Annotated in this window: 15 protein-coding genes; 4 read left to right on the top strand and 11 right to left on the bottom strand. The window is 70.8% G+C overall.

Features of this window, described 5'->3' with window-relative positions; translation table 11 throughout:
• Positions 1 to 6: 6 nt before the first annotated feature.
• From nadD to ACQEXA_RS36895, 3 genes are all read right to left on the bottom strand, one after another.
• Entirely contained in the window at positions 7 to 669 is a 663-nt protein-coding gene (nadD, locus tag ACQEXA_RS36905) for a nicotinate-nucleotide adenylyltransferase (protein ID WP_432927582.1), read from the bottom strand.
• An 82-nt stretch (positions 670 to 751) separates the two neighbouring features.
• Positions 752 to 907 (bottom strand): hypothetical protein, encoded by a 156-nt coding sequence (locus ACQEXA_RS36900; protein WP_359391010.1) that lies wholly within the window; start codon positions 905 to 907, stop codon positions 752 to 754.
• A 154-nt stretch (positions 908 to 1,061) separates the two neighbouring features.
• Positions 1,062 to 1,220, bottom strand: coding sequence for a hypothetical protein (locus tag ACQEXA_RS36895; protein WP_359391007.1), 159 nt, complete (start codon positions 1,218 to 1,220; stop codon positions 1,062 to 1,064).
• Between the two features lie 157 nt (positions 1,221 to 1,377).
• Between ACQEXA_RS36895 and ACQEXA_RS36890 the strand changes: the two genes are divergently transcribed.
• On the top strand, positions 1,378 to 2,514 hold the full coding sequence (locus ACQEXA_RS36890; RefSeq protein ID WP_432927584.1) for a M48 family metallopeptidase: 1,137 nt from the start codon (positions 1,378 to 1,380) through the stop codon (positions 2,512 to 2,514).
• A gap of 1,119 nt (positions 2,515 to 3,633) precedes the next feature.
• Here the strand turns inward: ACQEXA_RS36890 and ACQEXA_RS36885 are convergent.
• From ACQEXA_RS36885 to rfbA, 8 genes are all read right to left on the bottom strand, one after another.
• A complete protein-coding gene (locus ACQEXA_RS36885; protein WP_432927586.1) occupies positions 3,634 to 4,701 on the bottom strand; it encodes a hypothetical protein in 1,068 nt (355 codons plus the stop codon).
• A 110-nt stretch (positions 4,702 to 4,811) separates the two neighbouring features.
• Entirely contained in the window at positions 4,812 to 5,420 is a 609-nt protein-coding gene (locus ACQEXA_RS36880) for a hypothetical protein (protein ID WP_433132221.1), read from the bottom strand.
• A gap of 121 nt (positions 5,421 to 5,541) precedes the next feature.
• Positions 5,542 to 6,828: a glutamate-5-semialdehyde dehydrogenase gene (locus tag ACQEXA_RS36875; RefSeq protein WP_432927590.1), complete on the bottom strand. Its 1,287-nt coding sequence runs from the start codon at positions 6,826 to 6,828 to the stop codon at positions 5,542 to 5,544.
• A gap of 60 nt (positions 6,829 to 6,888) precedes the next feature.
• On the bottom strand, positions 6,889 to 7,368 hold the full coding sequence (locus ACQEXA_RS36870) for a hypothetical protein (RefSeq protein WP_432939134.1): 480 nt from the start codon (positions 7,366 to 7,368) through the stop codon (positions 6,889 to 6,891).
• A 155-nt stretch (positions 7,369 to 7,523) separates the two neighbouring features.
• Positions 7,524 to 8,705, bottom strand: a complete 1,182-nt coding sequence (gene proB / locus ACQEXA_RS36865; RefSeq protein WP_433132219.1) for a glutamate 5-kinase — start codon at positions 8,703 to 8,705, stop codon at positions 7,524 to 7,526.
• A 273-nt stretch (positions 8,706 to 8,978) separates the two neighbouring features.
• Positions 8,979 to 9,956: a UDP-glucose 4-epimerase GalE gene (gene galE, locus ACQEXA_RS36860; RefSeq protein WP_433132217.1), complete on the bottom strand. Its 978-nt coding sequence runs from the start codon at positions 9,954 to 9,956 to the stop codon at positions 8,979 to 8,981.
• Positions 9,957 to 10,026: 70 nt separating this feature from the next.
• Complete coding sequence (gene rfbC, locus ACQEXA_RS36855) at positions 10,027 to 10,632, bottom strand: dTDP-4-dehydrorhamnose 3,5-epimerase (RefSeq protein WP_432927595.1); 606 nt, start codon at positions 10,630 to 10,632, stop codon at positions 10,027 to 10,029.
• 20 nt (positions 10,633 to 10,652) lie between these two features.
• Positions 10,653 to 11,522, bottom strand: coding sequence for a glucose-1-phosphate thymidylyltransferase RfbA (gene rfbA, locus ACQEXA_RS36850; protein WP_432927597.1), 870 nt, complete (start codon positions 11,520 to 11,522; stop codon positions 10,653 to 10,655).
• 113 nt (positions 11,523 to 11,635) lie between these two features.
• Here rfbA and rfbB point away from each other — a divergent pair, with 113 nt between their 5' ends.
• The 3 genes from rfbB to ACQEXA_RS36835 are packed head-to-tail and all read left to right on the top strand — an operon-like array spanning position 11,636 to position 14,771.
• The gene (rfbB, locus tag ACQEXA_RS36845) at positions 11,636 to 12,625 is read left to right on the top strand and encodes a dTDP-glucose 4,6-dehydratase (protein WP_432927599.1); all 990 of its coding nucleotides are present in this window, start codon (positions 11,636 to 11,638) and stop codon (positions 12,623 to 12,625) included.
• Positions 12,622 to 13,506, top strand: coding sequence for a dTDP-4-dehydrorhamnose reductase (rfbD, locus tag ACQEXA_RS36840; protein ID WP_432927601.1), 885 nt, complete (start codon positions 12,622 to 12,624; stop codon positions 13,504 to 13,506). The genes rfbB and rfbD overlap by 4 nt, the downstream gene beginning before the upstream one ends.
• The gene (locus ACQEXA_RS36835; RefSeq protein WP_432927603.1) at positions 13,503 to 14,771 is read left to right on the top strand and encodes a lipopolysaccharide biosynthesis protein; all 1,269 of its coding nucleotides are present in this window, start codon (positions 13,503 to 13,505) and stop codon (positions 14,769 to 14,771) included. The genes rfbD and ACQEXA_RS36835 overlap by 4 nt, the downstream gene beginning before the upstream one ends.
• The last annotated feature ends 107 nt before the right edge of the window (positions 14,772 to 14,878 follow it).

Genomic DNA, 14,878 nt, shown 5'->3' with positions numbered 1-14,878 from the left:
ATCAGCTCACTCGCCGCGGTACAGCTGCCGCTTGTCGATGTAGCGCACCACACCGTCCGGCACCAGGTACCAGACGGGTTCGCCCTTGGCGACTCTCGCACGGCAGTCTGTGGAGGAGATGGCGAGAGCGGGAACTTCGATGAGTGACACACCGCCCGCGGGCAGGCCCGGGTCGGTCAGGGTGTGACCGGGGCGGGTGACGCCGATGAAGTGCGCCAGGGAGAACAACTCGTCCGTGTGGCGCCAGGTGAGGATCTGGCCCAACGCGTCGGCACCGGTGATGAAGAAGAGGTCGGTGTCGGGATTGAGGGCCTTCAGATCGCGCAGGGTGTCCGTGGTGTAGGTGGGACCCCCGCGGTCGATGTCGATGCGGCTGACCGAGAACTGGGGGTTCTCGGCCGTGGCGATGACCGTCATGAGATAGCGGTCCTCGGCCTCGGACACCTTGCGGTCGGTCTTCTGCCACGGCTGTCCGGTGGGTACGAACACCACCTCGTCGAGGTGGAACTGCGCGGCGACCTCACTGGCCGCGACAAGGTGCCCGTGGTGGATCGGATCGAACGTCCCACCCATGACGCCCAGGCGGCGTTTGCCCGGGTGCGACGGCCCGCTTCCGGGTCCGAATCCCGGGCCATTCGCCGGACCGGTGGGCATGTGCTGCTCTCCCATGCGTGCAGACCCTACCGGCCCGGCCGACGGAACCCGGCCGACGGTCCCCCACGGACGGCCCGGACCAGGCGTTTTGCCGGACTCAGCGGTCGCGGTTGAAGCGAGTGGTGATCCACAGCAGCAGGAGCAGGATGACAAAGGCCCCTCCGCCGGTCATGAACGGGCTGATGCTGGCGTGGCGTTCGCCCTCGCCCTCGGCGAGGGTGGCCAACTGGGCAGCGGTGCTGTGGAAGCTCATCTTCGGCAGTACCTATCCGGTGTGGGCGGGATAAAGACGTCAGTTCATCGTATGCGGGCGCCTGCGCGCCGATCACGCCGACTCCGCCATCGGGGCAGCCGGTTGCCCGGCCGACCACGAAGCGGGCCGTGCGGCTACAGAGCCGTCGCGTTCGTCACTGGTCCTTGCGCTTGTAGCCCCGCAGCAGGAACCACGCGGTCAGGGCCGTGCCGAAGACCATCACGATCAGCACGACGCGGAGCAGATTGCCCGGGCCCTGCCGATCGGCGGCCATCGCGGCCTCGGTGAGCCAGGCGGCGGAAATGTGCTCCATGGGATCGCTCCTAACAGTGTGCTGCCATGCCACCGTATCTCCGCCTAGGCTGGACTCCGCTTCGGGGGCACATCGGGCGTCGCACACCGCGCAGCCATCACTCGCGCGGCGGCCCGATGATCAATCGCACAGTGGTCACCAGACACATGGGGGACACATGTCCGACGTCGGCCATGAGCACAACGGGCACGAGCACGTGCCGAGCAGGCAGCGCAGGCGTTTCCCGGGGATCTCCTCGCGCGCGTACGAACACCCGGCGGACCGTTCGGCCCTGGTGGCCCTGCGCAGGCTCAGCGGCTTCGACACGGTCTTCAAGGCACTCAGCGGTCTGCTGCCCGAGCGCAGCCTGCGACTGCTGTTCCTGTCCGACTCGGTGCGGGTCTCGGACGCGCAGTTCGCCCATCTCAACGACATGCTGCGGGACGCCTGTTACATCCTGGACCTGGAGAAGGTTCCGCCGATGTACGTCACCCAGGACCCGCAGCCGAACGCGATGTGCATCGGCCTGGACGAGCCGATCATCGTCGTGACCACCGGGCTCGTGGAGCTGCTCGACGAGGAGGAGATGCGGGCGGTCGTCGGGCACGAGGTCGGGCACGCGCTGTCCGGCCACTCGGTCTACCGGACCATCCTGCTGTTCCTCACCACCCTCGCGATCCGGGTCGCCTGGATCCCGCTGGGCAACCTCGCGATCATGGCGATCGTGACCGCGCTGCGGGAGTGGTTCCGCAAGTCGGAGCTGTCGGCCGACCGCGCCGGACTGCTGGTCGGGCAGGATCTGCAGGCCTCGATGCGGGGGCTGATGAAGATAGCGGGCGGTAACCACCTGCACGAGATGAACGTGGACGCCTTTCTCGAGCAGGCCGAGGAGTACGACGCCGGAGGCGATCTGCGCGACTCGGTGCTCAAGATCCTCAACGTGCTGCCGCGCAGCCACCCCTTCACCACGGTCCGCGCGGCCGAGCTGAAGAAGTGGGCCGCCTCCCGCGACTACCAGCGGATCATGGACGGTCACTACCAGCGACGCGACGAGGACAAGGACACGTCCGTCTCGGGCTCCTTCCGGGAGTCGGCGGCCAGCTACGCGAACGACGTGAAGGAGTCCAAGGACCCGCTGATGAAGCTGGTCAGCGACCTCGCGGGCGGCGCGGGCGACTTCGGCGGCCGGGTACGGCGCGGCTTCGCCGGCTTCACGAGCAACGCCCCCAAGGACACCCCCGACGGGCCGCAGGACGCCCACCCGGACGACGAGGCCCCCGAGGAGGGCAGCCCCGGAGAGAAGGACGACGCCTGACCGACGGCACCGCCGAGCCCATCCGGGCCTCGCCCGGGGGACGGTCCTCCTGGGCCCGGCCCGGGGCCAGGGGCTACGGCGCGGGCCGGAGCCGCGGGACACCTGGCGGCGACGCCCGCGCACGGCTCTGCCGGGCCGCCTCGACCCGGCCAGCTGGTCCTCTGGGCCAGGAAGCCACGTCTCGGACAGGAACACGCCTGGCGGCGACGCTCCGCCCGCGCACAGCCCTGCCCGGCCGCCTCGACCCCGGCAGGCTGGCTCCCTCCCCGCCCAGAGCCAGAGGCCACGCCCCACGCCGTGGGCCGGGAGCCACGGCTCGGGTCAGGAACCCTGGCGGCGAGGAACGTCCACGCACAGCTATGGCCGGCGACCTCGACCCCGTCGGGCTAATCCCCTGGCTCCGCCCGAGGCGAGGAGCCACGGCTCAGACCAAGAACCCCTGGCAGCGATGCTCCCGCCGGGGCACAGCTCTGCCCGCCCGCCTCGATCCCGTCGGACTTACCCCGTGGCCCTGCGGGGGCCGGGTACCACGGCTCAGGCCAGGAACCCTGGCGGCGAGGAACGTCCACGCACAGCTATGGCCGGCTGCCTCGGACCCATTGGGCGGTTCCCGTGGCTCCCCACGGGGCCAGGTGCTACGGCTCAGAGCAAGAACCCCTGGCACCGACGCTCTCGCCCGCGCACAGCCCTTCCCGGCCGCCTCGACCCCGGCGGACTCGCCCCGTGGGCCTGCCCGGGCAACCGCCCCAGTGGCCCCGCCCGACTCGAGGAGCCACGGCTCAGGCCAAGAAGCCCCCGACGGCGACGCTCTCGCCCGCTCACAAGCCCTGGTGCCCGACCGCCTCGACCCCCTCCGGGCACGCCCCGTGACCCCCGCCCGGGCAACCGCCCGCCCCTGGCCTCGTCGGGGGGCAGGAAGCCTCGGCCCAGGGCAGGAGATCCCTGGCGGCGACGCTCCGTCGCGCACAAGCCCTGTCCGGGCCGCCACGGGTCGTGCAACGGGTGCGCCGGGCCCGCGGGACCGGCGTGGATTACGGAGGATCCACCATGGGCCCGCGCCGCCCGGAAGGCGCCAGAGGCCTCCAACGCGGCCCGGAAGCCCAGGCCGTGCCCTTCCCGCTAGACCTTCGGCTGTGCGCTCGTCGCCAGGGTGCCGCACAGGGCCGTGGCGCTGCCCGTCGCGTAGGGGTCGGTGCCGGGCGGGCCGCCCCCCTTGGCCGTCTGGCCCGCGAGCAGCGGCTGGAGGTGGTCGGCGGCGTCCTGGGCGCACGCGAGCGGACCGGCCTGGACGTAGGAGACCACCAGCACCGCCTGGTGCATACGGAGGTCGTCGCGGTCGAAGCGGAAGGTCATCTCGCGCCGCACGGTGAACAGCGAGGCCCGAGCCTTCGCGTCACCGCCGGTGGGCTTCAGCGCGTACACCAGGGTGTGGTCGGCACTGACCTCGATCGTGTCGGAGTTGATCTCCGCCGCCTGCATGGTGCCCTGGACCCGGATGTTGCGTCCTGCCAGCTGGGCATGGGTCGGGTCGAAGCGGATCAGCCAGCCGGTGGCCGCATGCCGCCCGTCCGCCGCCGGGTGGACGAAACTCTGGTCGAACTGGTCGAGCTGCTGGGGGTCGAGCAGGACCCGGACGGAGCGCACGGCGCCGCCGGTGAGGACGGCGGGGTCGAGCGAGGACTCGACGAGGTAGTCCTTCGCGGTGGTCAGCGCGGCCACGACCTGGCTCTCGGAGAAGTGCGCGGTGCGCCGGGCGGCGGGGAGGGTGATGCCCTCGGCGCCGACGCGGAACTGGGCGGCGGGGCTGTGCGCGAAGAGCCTCTCCGCGTCGGGGGAGCCGGGGACCGCGGACTGGGGGGCGAGCGGGATGACCGTCATGTGCAGCGGCTCGGCGGCCTGCACCCTGGGGGCCGGGTACGGGTGGCGTACACCCATGTAGACGGCGGTGCCGAAGGCGACGGCTATCAGCAGGACGAGGAGCAGCGCCTGCCGGGACAGGCCCCGGTGCAGCGCCGGGCGGCGCCGTACGGCCGGGGCGTGGTCGGCCATCCGCTCCCGCGCCGAGTACTCCTGAAGGCGGGCAGCCCGCACAAACGATTCGTCGAACACGACGGATCGGTACTCGTCCTCGCCACCACCGGGAGCGCCCTCGGGTGTCCCCTCAGGTGGGTCTCCAGGCCCGCCCATATCTTCAGAGTAGGTCTCCGGGAGCTCAGGTAAACGCCCTGGTACACGACAAGTTCTGACAGGTTCTCACCAGGTTTTCGAACGAAAGTCGAACACCGTTGTCCGGGGCGTCAGGGCGTCCGGGGAACCGCGGAGAACGCCGGGGGCGAGGGGTTTACGGAGGCCGAGGGAGCCGTGGCGGCGCTCGACTCCGGGCCCTGCTTCACACCGGTCGTGGTAGGGGGCGGGATCTGCTCCTGGCGGCCCGAGGACGCGCCCCGGTACACCGCGGTGAAGGCCAGGGCGACCATGCCTATACCCATCACGAGGGCGAGCATCCACGCGACCGGGCGATGCCAGCGCGCACCCTTGCCGTATCGCCTGCCGTACAGCCCCAGCGCGCCGTGGCGGCCCTCGAGGATATCCGCGTCGTCCAGGTCGTCCAGATCCGGACCGTGGCCGAAGCCGTCGTCGGGGCCGAATCCGTCCTCATAGCGCTCGTCGTCGCCGCGAGCGCCGCGGGCGTGCGCCCGGCGCGCCTCGGCCTCCTGGGCCTCGGCGCGGGCCTGGGCGGCGGCGAGGAGTCTCTCCACGGCCGTGGGCTCGTGGACCGCGGCCGACCGTACGAAGGCCTCGTCGAAGACCACGGAGGCGAACTCTTCGTCCATACCTCCGCGGTCGCGGTCGTCGTCGGGCTCCCGGCCGTCGTCGAACGGCGTGCCCCCCACGTCCTCCGGCACGGCTCCAGAGTAGACCTAGGGGGTCAATTTGGGCAGACGGTAAGGAAATTCATCCGCCTGCTGAGACGCGTTCACAGGTGGGTGCCAAGGAACGCCGGCTGACGCAGGACTGAGCGCCCGCTCAGCGCCGTACGTGCCCGTCGCCGGTGACGATGTACTTGGTGCTGGTCAGCTCGGGCAGGCCCATCGGTCCCCGCGCGTGCAGCTTCTGGGTGGAGATGCCGATCTCCGCGCCGAAGCCGAACTGCCCGCCGTCCGTGAAGCGCGTCGAGGCGTTCACGGCGACCGTGGTCGAATCGACCAACTGGGTGAAACGACGAGCGGCCTGCTGCGAGGTGGTCACGATCGCCTCGGTGTGGCCGGAGCTCCACAGCCGGATGTGCTGCACGGCCCGGTCCAGGGAGTCCACGACCGCGGCGGCGATGTCGTACGAGAGGTACTCGGTGTCCCAGTCCTCGGGCGTGGCCTCCACCACCGTCGCCCGGGAGTCCTTGGCGTAGGCCATCACCCGCTCGTCGGCGTGCACGGTGACCCCGGCGTCCGCGAGGGCGTCCAGGGCGCGGGGCAGGAACTGGGCCGCGATGTCCTGGTGGACGAGGAGCGTCTCGGCGGCGTTGCACACGCTCACCCGCTGGGCCTTGGAGTTGATCAGGATGTCGATCGCCATGTCGATGTCGGCCCGGGCGTCGACGTAGACATGGCAGTTGCCGGTGCCGGTCTCGATCACCGGGACCGTGGACTCCTCCACGACCGTCCGGATCAGGGACGCGCCGCCGCGCGGGATGAGCACGTCGACCAGACCGCGGGCGCGCATCAGTTCGCGCACCGATTCACGGCCCTCGCCGGGGACGAGCTGGACCGCGTCGGCGGGCAGCCCGGCGCCACCCACGGCGTCGCGCAGGACCCGTACCAGGGCGGCGTTCGACGCGTACGCGGAGGAGGAGCCGCGCAGCAGCACCGCGTTCCCGGACTTCAGGCACAGCGCGGAGGCGTCCACGGTCACGTTCGGCCGGGCCTCGTAGATGATCCCCACGACGCCGAGCGGCACCCGCACCTGGCGCAGGTCGATGCCGTTGGGGAGGGTCGAGCCGCGCACGACCTCGCCGACCGGGTCGGGCAGGGCGGCCACGTCCCGGACGTCAGAGGCGATGGCCCGGATCCGCTCGGGCGTGAGCGTGAGCCGGTCAATAATCGCCTCGCTGGTGCCGGCCTCACGGGCCTTGGCGATGTCCTCGGCGTTGGCCTGGACGATCTCGCTCGTACGGACCTCCAGCGCATCCGCGACGGCGAGCAGCGCGTCGTCCTTCTCGGCCCGCGGCAACGGCGCGAGGTCGGCGGCGGCGGCCTGGGCTCGATAGGCCGCCCGGGCGACCGGGGACATGGAGTCGTACGGCGAGAGCGTGGTCATGAAGGAAGGGTAGTGCGCCGGATGTACCGTCCACGGCTCGTCCCACACACCGAGACACCCTCAAAACGGGTGAACACCGACCGGTGCCGCCGGTAGTGGTCCGTACCCTTCGGCGACGCGCTGGTGGTAGGTCTCGCGGTCGATGACCTCGAGGCCGACGATCTCCCAGGGCGGCAGCCCCGCACTCTGCCGGTGCTCGCCCCACAGGCGCAGGGCGACCGCGGCGGCGTCGTGCAGGTCCCGGGCCTCCTCCCAGTACCGGATCTCCGCGTGGTCGCCCGCGTAGCGGCTGGTCAGCAGGAACGGGTGATCGTGGGCGAGCTGCTCGAGCGCGCGCCGGACCTCCTTCAGCGGGACCTCCTCGCCCGAGACGCTGAGGGTGACGTGCCACAGCCGGGGCAGGTCACCCGGCTCCCCGTAGGCGTCCTGGGCCCCGACGCCGACCAGGGTTCGCTCCTCCCCCGTCGCGCGGGAAGCGACGCCGTCATGAGAGCCACCGGAGGTGCCGCGACCGCGGAACGCCGCCACCCCAGGGCGCACTCGTCTCACGACGGCCTCCTTACGCAGTACTCGTGCGGAATGTGTCCCCAAAACGCATCCCCGAGACAAAGTGGAGCAGGCCGCACGGCACCATGGGGCGGTTTTACGGAACGTCCCCCACCGGAAGACCCCGGCGCTCGGGCCTTTTCGGCCCGTTACTGGTGCAGGACGACCAGGTCGTCCCGGTGCACGACCTCGCGTTCGTACGCGGGTCCCAGATCGCGCGCCAGTTCCCGTGTCGAGCGGCCGATCAGCCGGGGGATCTCCCTGGCGTCGAAGTTGACGAGCCCGCGTGCCACCGCCCGCCCCCCGCTGTCGCGCAGTTCCACGGGGTCCCCCGCGACGAAGTCGCCCTCGACGGCCGCGATCCCGGCGGGCAGCAGCGACTTGCGGCGTTCGACGACCGCGCGCACGGCCCCGTCGTCGAGGGTGAGCGAGCCCTGCGGGGTGGAGGCGTGCTGAAGCCACAGCAGCCGGTCTGCGGATCGCTTGCCGGTGGGGTGGAAGTACGTGCCGGTGTCCCGGCCCGCGAGGGCGTCGGCGGCGTGCACGGCGGAGGTGAGCACCACGGGGATGCCGGCGGCGGCCGCGATCCGGGCCGCCTCGACCTTGGTAACCATGCCACCGGTGCCGACGCCGGCCTTGCCCGCGCTGCCGATCTCCACGTGCGCGAGGTCCTCGGGGCCCCGCACCTCCGCTATACGCGAGGTGCCGGGTCTGCTCGGGTCCCCGTCGTAGACGCCGTCCACGTCCGACAGCAGCACCAGCAGATCGGCGTGGACCAAGTGGGCGACGAGCGCGGCGAGGCGGTCGTTGTCGCCGAAGCGGATCTCGTCCGTGGCCACCGTGTCGTTCTCGTTGACGACGGGCAGCGCGCCCATCGCCAGGAGCTTGTCGAGGGTGCGGGAGGCGTTGCGGTGGTGGGCGCGGCGACGGGTGTCGTCGGAGGTGAGCAGCACCTGTCCGACCCGGATGCCGTGGCGGGCGCAGGAGGCGGTGTAGCGGGCCACCAGGAGGCCCTGTCCGACGCTGGCGGCGGCCTGCTGGCGGGCGAGGTCCTTGGGACGGCGACGCAGGCCCAGTGGAGCGAGGCCCGCAGCGATGGCTCCGGAGGAGACGAGGACGATCTCCTTCTCTCCGCCGCCCACCCGTCTCCCCCCATCGCGCTCGACCGAGGCCGTTCGGGCCACCCCCTGCTTTCGGTGCTTGGCGAGGACGTCGACGAGCGCGTCGACGCGGTCGGCGTCGAGGCCGCCCGCGGCCGTGGTCAGCGAGGAGGATCCGATCTTGACGACGATCCTGCGGGCGTCCGTCACTGCCTGCCTTGCCACTGTCACCTGCGTCGTCCTCACTCGGCGGTCCCTGGCACCACGCGCTTCGCCACCGCGGCGCCACCAGGCAATCTACGCGAGCGAGACAGATCCCCGCGCGCGCATTTCGCAGCGTGGACCGAGGCCGAGCGCATGCCGCCGAGCGCATGCCTTGGGGCGGTGAGCAAGGGGCCCATGAGGAGGTGATGCCCCCATCGCTTCGCTTTGCCCGCCGCGGCCGCGGCTGATGTCGCACCCCGCAGCCACCTGGAGTCGGCCGGACCCGCAAGACACCCCTGGCTAGGCGCGCGGCGGTGTGCGCGCCTCCCAGGCCGAGGCGATCATGGAGCGGACGTCATGGCGGGACTTCCACCCCAGCTCCGTGGCGATCATGTCGGCCGAAGCGACCACCTTCGCCGGGTCGCCGGGGCGGCGGGCGGTGACCTCGGGGATGCCATCCCGTCCGGTGACCTCGCCGATGAGCCGGATCATCTCGCGCACCGAGACGCCTTCGCCGCGCCCGATGTTGAGGGTGAGGTCGCCGCTCTCCCCGGCCGCCGTGCGCTCGGCGAGCTTGCGGGCGACCGCGAGGTGCGCATCGGCGAGGTCGGCGACGTGGATGTAGTCACGGACACACGTGCCGTCGGGCGTCGGATAGTCGTCGCCGAAGATCAGCGGCGGCAATCCGGCATCGAGCCGCTCGAAGACCATCGGGACCAGATTGAAGACGCCGGTGTCGGCAAGGGCGGGCTCGGCAGTGCCGGCGACGTTGAAATAGCGCAGACAGGCGGTGGCCATGGCGTGAGCGCGGCCGGCGGAGCGGACCATCCATTCGCCGACGACCTTGGTCTCGCCGTAAGGGCTGAGCGGCGCGCACGGCGTGTCCTCGTTGACGAGTTCCGCGGTGGGCATGCCGTACACGGAGGCGGACGAGGAGAAGAGAAAGCGCCGGATCCCGCCGGAGACAGCCGCGTCGAGCAGTACCTGAAGGCCCGTCACGTTCTCCTTGTAGTAGAAGAGGGGACGTTCGACGGATTCACCGACGGCCTTCTTGGCGGCGAGATGGACGACGCCGTCGACCGCGTGCTCGCGCAGGACGCGGTCGAGGAAGGCACGGTCGAGGACGGTGCCGCGCTCCAGGGGGACGTCCGCGGGCAGCCGTGCCGGGTCGCCGCTGGAGAGGTCGTCCACGACGACCACCCGCTCACCGGCCTCGGCCATGGACTTGACGACATGGGAACCGATGTAACCGGCACCGCCGGTGATGAGCCACGTCATTCGGGCACCCTAACGCGAACCGGGCGGCACGACGGTCATTCGGGACAGCCGGGCCGCCACGCGGAAGGAGTCAGCCCCGGTTCGCGAGCGAGGCGCGGAACGCCACGCACTCCTTGTACACGGGCAGGATCCCCGCCTCGCGGGCCTCGGCCAGAGTCAGGCCCTGGGCGTCCTTGGCGGACAACTCGGGCTCGCCGGCGATGGGCCACTCGATGCCGATCTCCGGGTCGAGCGGGTGGACGGTCCGTTCACGCTCGGGGGCGTATCCCTCGGAGCAGAGGTAGGTGACGGTCGCGTCGTCGGTCAGCGCGCAGAAGCCGTGACCGAGACCCTCGGAGAGGTAGACGGCCTTGCGTTCCTGGTCGTCGAGGCGCACGGCCTCCCACCGACCGAAGGTCGGTGAGCCGACGCGGACGTCGACGATCACGTCGAGCACGGCGCCGCGCACGCAGGTCACGTACTTCGCCTGGCCGGGCGGCACATCGGCGAAGTGGATGCCGCGCACGACACCGGCCGCGGAGACGGAGAGGTTGCCCTGCTTCAGATCGAGCGCGTGACCGACGGCCTCGGCCATGTGTTCGGCCTTGTACCACTCCAGGAAGAGGCCGCGGGCGTCGCCGTGCTGCCGGGGGACGAACTCCCAGGCGCCTTCGATACCAAGGGGGTTGACCTTCATCGAACGAGTCCCATCCTCTCTCAGGCCTCGTGGGCGAGCAGGTTGAGCAGGTAATCGCCGTAGCCACTCTTGGTCAGCGGCTCGGCCAGCGCACGCAGCCGGGCGTCGTCGATGAACCCGACACGCCAGACGGCCTCTTCCAGGCAGCCGATCTTCATGCCCTGACGCTCCTCGACCACGCGCACGTACTCGGAGGCCTGGACAAGGGACTGGAAGGTGCCGGTGTCGAGCCAGACGGTGCCGCGGTCGAGTACCGAGACCTGGAGCTCGCCGCGGTCCAGGTAGTACTTGTTGACGTCGGTGATCTCCAGCTCGCCGCGGTCGCTGGGCTTGAGGCCCTTGGCGATCTCGACGACCCGGCTGTCGTAGAAGTACAGACCCGGCACCGCGTAGCGGGACTTGGGATTCTTCGGTTTCTCCTCGATGGAGCGGGCGCGGCCCTGCTCGTCGAAGTCGACGACGCCGTACGCGGTCGGGTCGGAGACGGCGTGGGCGAAGACCACACCGCCTTCGGGTTCGCGGTAGCCGGCGAGCTGCCGGCCGAGGCCGACGCCGTGGAAGATGTTGTCGCCGAGGATCAGCGCGACGGGCTCGTCACCGATGAATTCCTCACCGATGACGAATGCCTCGGCAATTCCGTTGGGCTGCTCCTGCGTGACGAACTGGATATTCAGCCCGAGATCGGACCCGTCACCCAGCAGCCGCTCGAACTGGGGACGCTCGGCGGGGCCCGTGATGATCAGAATGTCCCGCAGTCCGGCCATCACCAGGGTGGACAGCGGGTAATAGATCATCGGCTTGTCGAAGACCGGCATCAGCTGCTTCGACACCGCACGGGTGATCGGCCACAGTCGGGAGCCGGTACCACCGGCGAGCACTATTCCACGCATGGGCACGCAGCCTACGGCAGCCCGCGGAGCGCCCCCGCCACCCCCGACGTGAGAACGGCCACGGAACAGCCGCGGAAGAGCCGACGACGGGTGCCCATACAATGGCGGCTCTTATGAAGATTCTCGTCACCGGCGGCGCCGGGTTCATCGGTTCACAGTTCGTGCGGGCACTGCTTCTCGGGGAGCTGCCCTCGGGCGAGGGCGCCCAGGTCACCGTCCTGGACAACCTGACCTATTCCGGTAACGAGGAGAACCTCGCACCGGTGGTCGACCAGGCCGGTTACAGGTTCGTCCGCGGCGACATCCGCGACTACCCGACGGTCGACGACGCGATGCGCCGCCAGGACGCGGTGGTGCACTTCGCCGCCGAGTCCCACGTGGACCGCTCGATCGCCGACTCGTCGCCGTTCGTGACGACGAACGTGCTCGGCACCCAGGTACTGCTCGACGCCGCGAAGCGTCACGGTGTGGGCCGGTTCGTGCATGTGTCCACGGACGAGGTGTACGGCTCGATCACCGAGGGCTCGTGGACCGAGGACTGGCCGCTGGCGCCGAACTCGCCGTACTCGGCCTCGAAGGCCGGCTCGGACCTGCTGGCGCTGTCGTACCACCGCACGCACGGCATGGACGTCGTGGTCACCCGCTGCTCCAACAACTACGGGCAGTACCACTTCCCCGAGAAGATGATCCCGCTGTTCACCACGAACCTGCTGGACGGCAAGAAGGTGCCGCTGTACGGCGAGGGTCTGAACGTGCGCGACTGGTTGCACGTCTCCGACCACTGCCGGGGCATCGAGATGGTGCTGCGCGGTGGCCGGGCCGGCGAGGTCTACCACATCGGAGGCGGCACCGAGGTCACCAACAAGGAGCTCACCGGCATGCTCCTGGAGGCGTGCGGGGCGGGCTGGGACATGGTCGAGCACGTCGCCGACCGAAAGGGCCACGACCTGCGCTACTCCCTGTCGATCGCCAAGATCCAGGAGGAGCTCGGCTATACGCCGCTCGTCACGTTCGAGCAGGGCCTGGCCGACACCGTCCAGTGGTACCGCGACAACCGCGCGTGGTGGGAGCCGCTCAAGGCGAAGGCGGCGCTTCCCGCATGAGCCGCTGGCTGATCACCGGCGCGGGCGGCATGCTCGGCCGTGACCTCACCGAGGTCCTCGCCGGACGCGGGGCGCAGTCCGTCACCGCGCTGACCCGCCAGGACCTGGACATCACCGATGCCGCCGCGGTCCGCGCCGCGGTGGCGGCCCACGACGTCGTGGTGAACGCCGCCGCGTGGACCGACGTGGACGGCGCCGAGACCGAGGAGGCCGCGGCCACCCGGATCAACGGCGAGGGCCCGCGGGTGCTGGCCGAGGCGTGTGCCGTCGAAGGCAGCGTGCTGGTCCAGGTCTCCACCGACTATGTCTTTCCCGGGGACGCCACCGAGCCGTACTCGCACGACGCCCCGACCTCGCCCGTGAACGCCTACGGGCGCAGCAAGCTCGCCGGCGAGCGGGCGGTGACCGAGCTGCTGCCCGAGCGCGGCTACGTGGTGCGCACGGCGTGGCTGTACGGCGCCCACGGGCGCAATTTCGTCCAGACCATGCTGAACCTGGCGGACCGGCGCGAGACCGTGGACGTGGTCGACGACCAGCGCGGCCAGCCGACCTGGACCGTCGCGCTCGCCCGCCAGATCGCTCAGCTGGGCGAGGCGGCCGTGGCGGGCCGGGCTCCGGCGGGCCTGTACCACGGCACCGCGTCCGGCACGGCCACCTGGTTCGACCTGGCGCGCGCCGCCTTCGAGCTGACCGGTCTCGACCCGGAGCGGGTGCGCCCGACCACCTCGGAGAAGTTCGTACGGCCGGCCCGTCGCCCTTCGTACAGCGTGCTCGCGCACGACCACTGGGCCGCGGCGGGTGTGGCGGTGCAGCCGCACTGGCGCGAACAGCTGGCCGAGGCCCTGAAGGTGACAGCTCCGGGCGGGCGGACGAGCCCGTGAGCCTTCTCGACCGCATAGCCACGGCGCTGCCGCAGGGCACGGCGTTCGTGGGCGCCGGAACTGCGGTGCTCGGCGCCGCCAGTTACGTCCATCTCGCGGCGGCCGGCCACACGCTCGCCGTCGACGACATGGCAAGCTTCTCGGTCCTGTGGACCGTCGTGTTCTCCATCGGCCTGGGGCTGTTCTTCCCGGTTGAGCAGGAAATCACCCGGATCGTGGCCGGCCGCGTGGTGCGCGGCGACGGGGCGCTGCCGGTGCTGCGGCGCGGCGCGGTGCTTTCTTTCGGGCTGCTCGCGGTCGTGCTCGTGCCGCTCGCGCTGTTCGCCCGGCCGCTCGCCGATCTGTTCTTCCACGGGGACACGAGCCTGGTCCTCGCGCTCGCCGGGGCGTTCACCGCGCTGGCCGTGGCGTATGTGACGCGAGGCGTCCTCGCCGGGCTCGGCCGTTTCGAGGCGTACGGGATGCAGCTCGGCCTGGACGGCGTGCTGCGCATCGTGCTGTCGGGGGCGCTCGCGGTGGCCGGTGTGCAATCGGCGTTCGCCTTCGCGGCGGTGCTCACGGTGGCCCCGCTGCTGGCCGTGCTGGCGACGATCAGGCCGGTGTTCCAGGGCTCGCGGCCGGGGTCGCAGGCACAGTGGCGGGAGCTGATCGAGCACCTGGGGCTGCTCGTCGGCTCGACGCTCCTGGCCCAACTGCTCGTCAACATCGCGGTGATCAGCACGAAGCTGATCGCGACGGACAACGACGCGCTGGTCGCGGCGCTGCTGTCGGCCCTGATCCTGGCCCGTGTGCCGCTCTTCGTCTTCGGCGCCTTCCAAGTGTCGCTGCTCGCGGGGTTGTCGTCGGCCGCGGCCGAGGGAGACACCCACGGTTACCGGCGGCTGTTGCTGCGGGCCACGTCGATCACGGCGGGACTCGGCGTGGCCGGGGGCATCGGCGCGGTGGCGCTCGGACCGGCGTTGCTGCCTGCGGTGTTCGGGACGCCCGACGTGCTCGGTGCGACCGACTTCGCCTGGCTCTCGCTCGGCACGACCCTGTACATGCTGGCCATGGTGCTGGGACAGGCGCTGCTGACGAGCGGCGGTGCCCGCATGCAGCTGATGGCGTGGATCGTTGGCACGGTCGTGCTCGTGGCGGTCACTCTCAGTCCGCTGGAACTGCGCGACCGGGTCGAGTTGGCCTACACGGCAGGGTCGCTGACGGTGGCCACCTGTATGTCACTCGTGATTCACGCTCGTGTAAGCTACCGCCCTGCGCGCTCATAGGATGATCGCCCATTCCATCGATCTCCGTAAGCACTGCGGCAGACAGTGGAGGCAGCGGTCTGCCTCAGCGGTCGCCCCACCCCTGGTACACCCCTGGAAGAGTAGAC

This window comes from Streptomyces sp. CA-106110 (genome assembly GCF_050936285.1).
GTDB lineage: Bacteria > Actinomycetota > Actinomycetes > Streptomycetales > Streptomycetaceae > Streptomyces.
The sequence above is the reverse complement of the archived record's forward strand: the minus strand, read 5'-3'. Positions and strand labels throughout refer to the sequence as shown.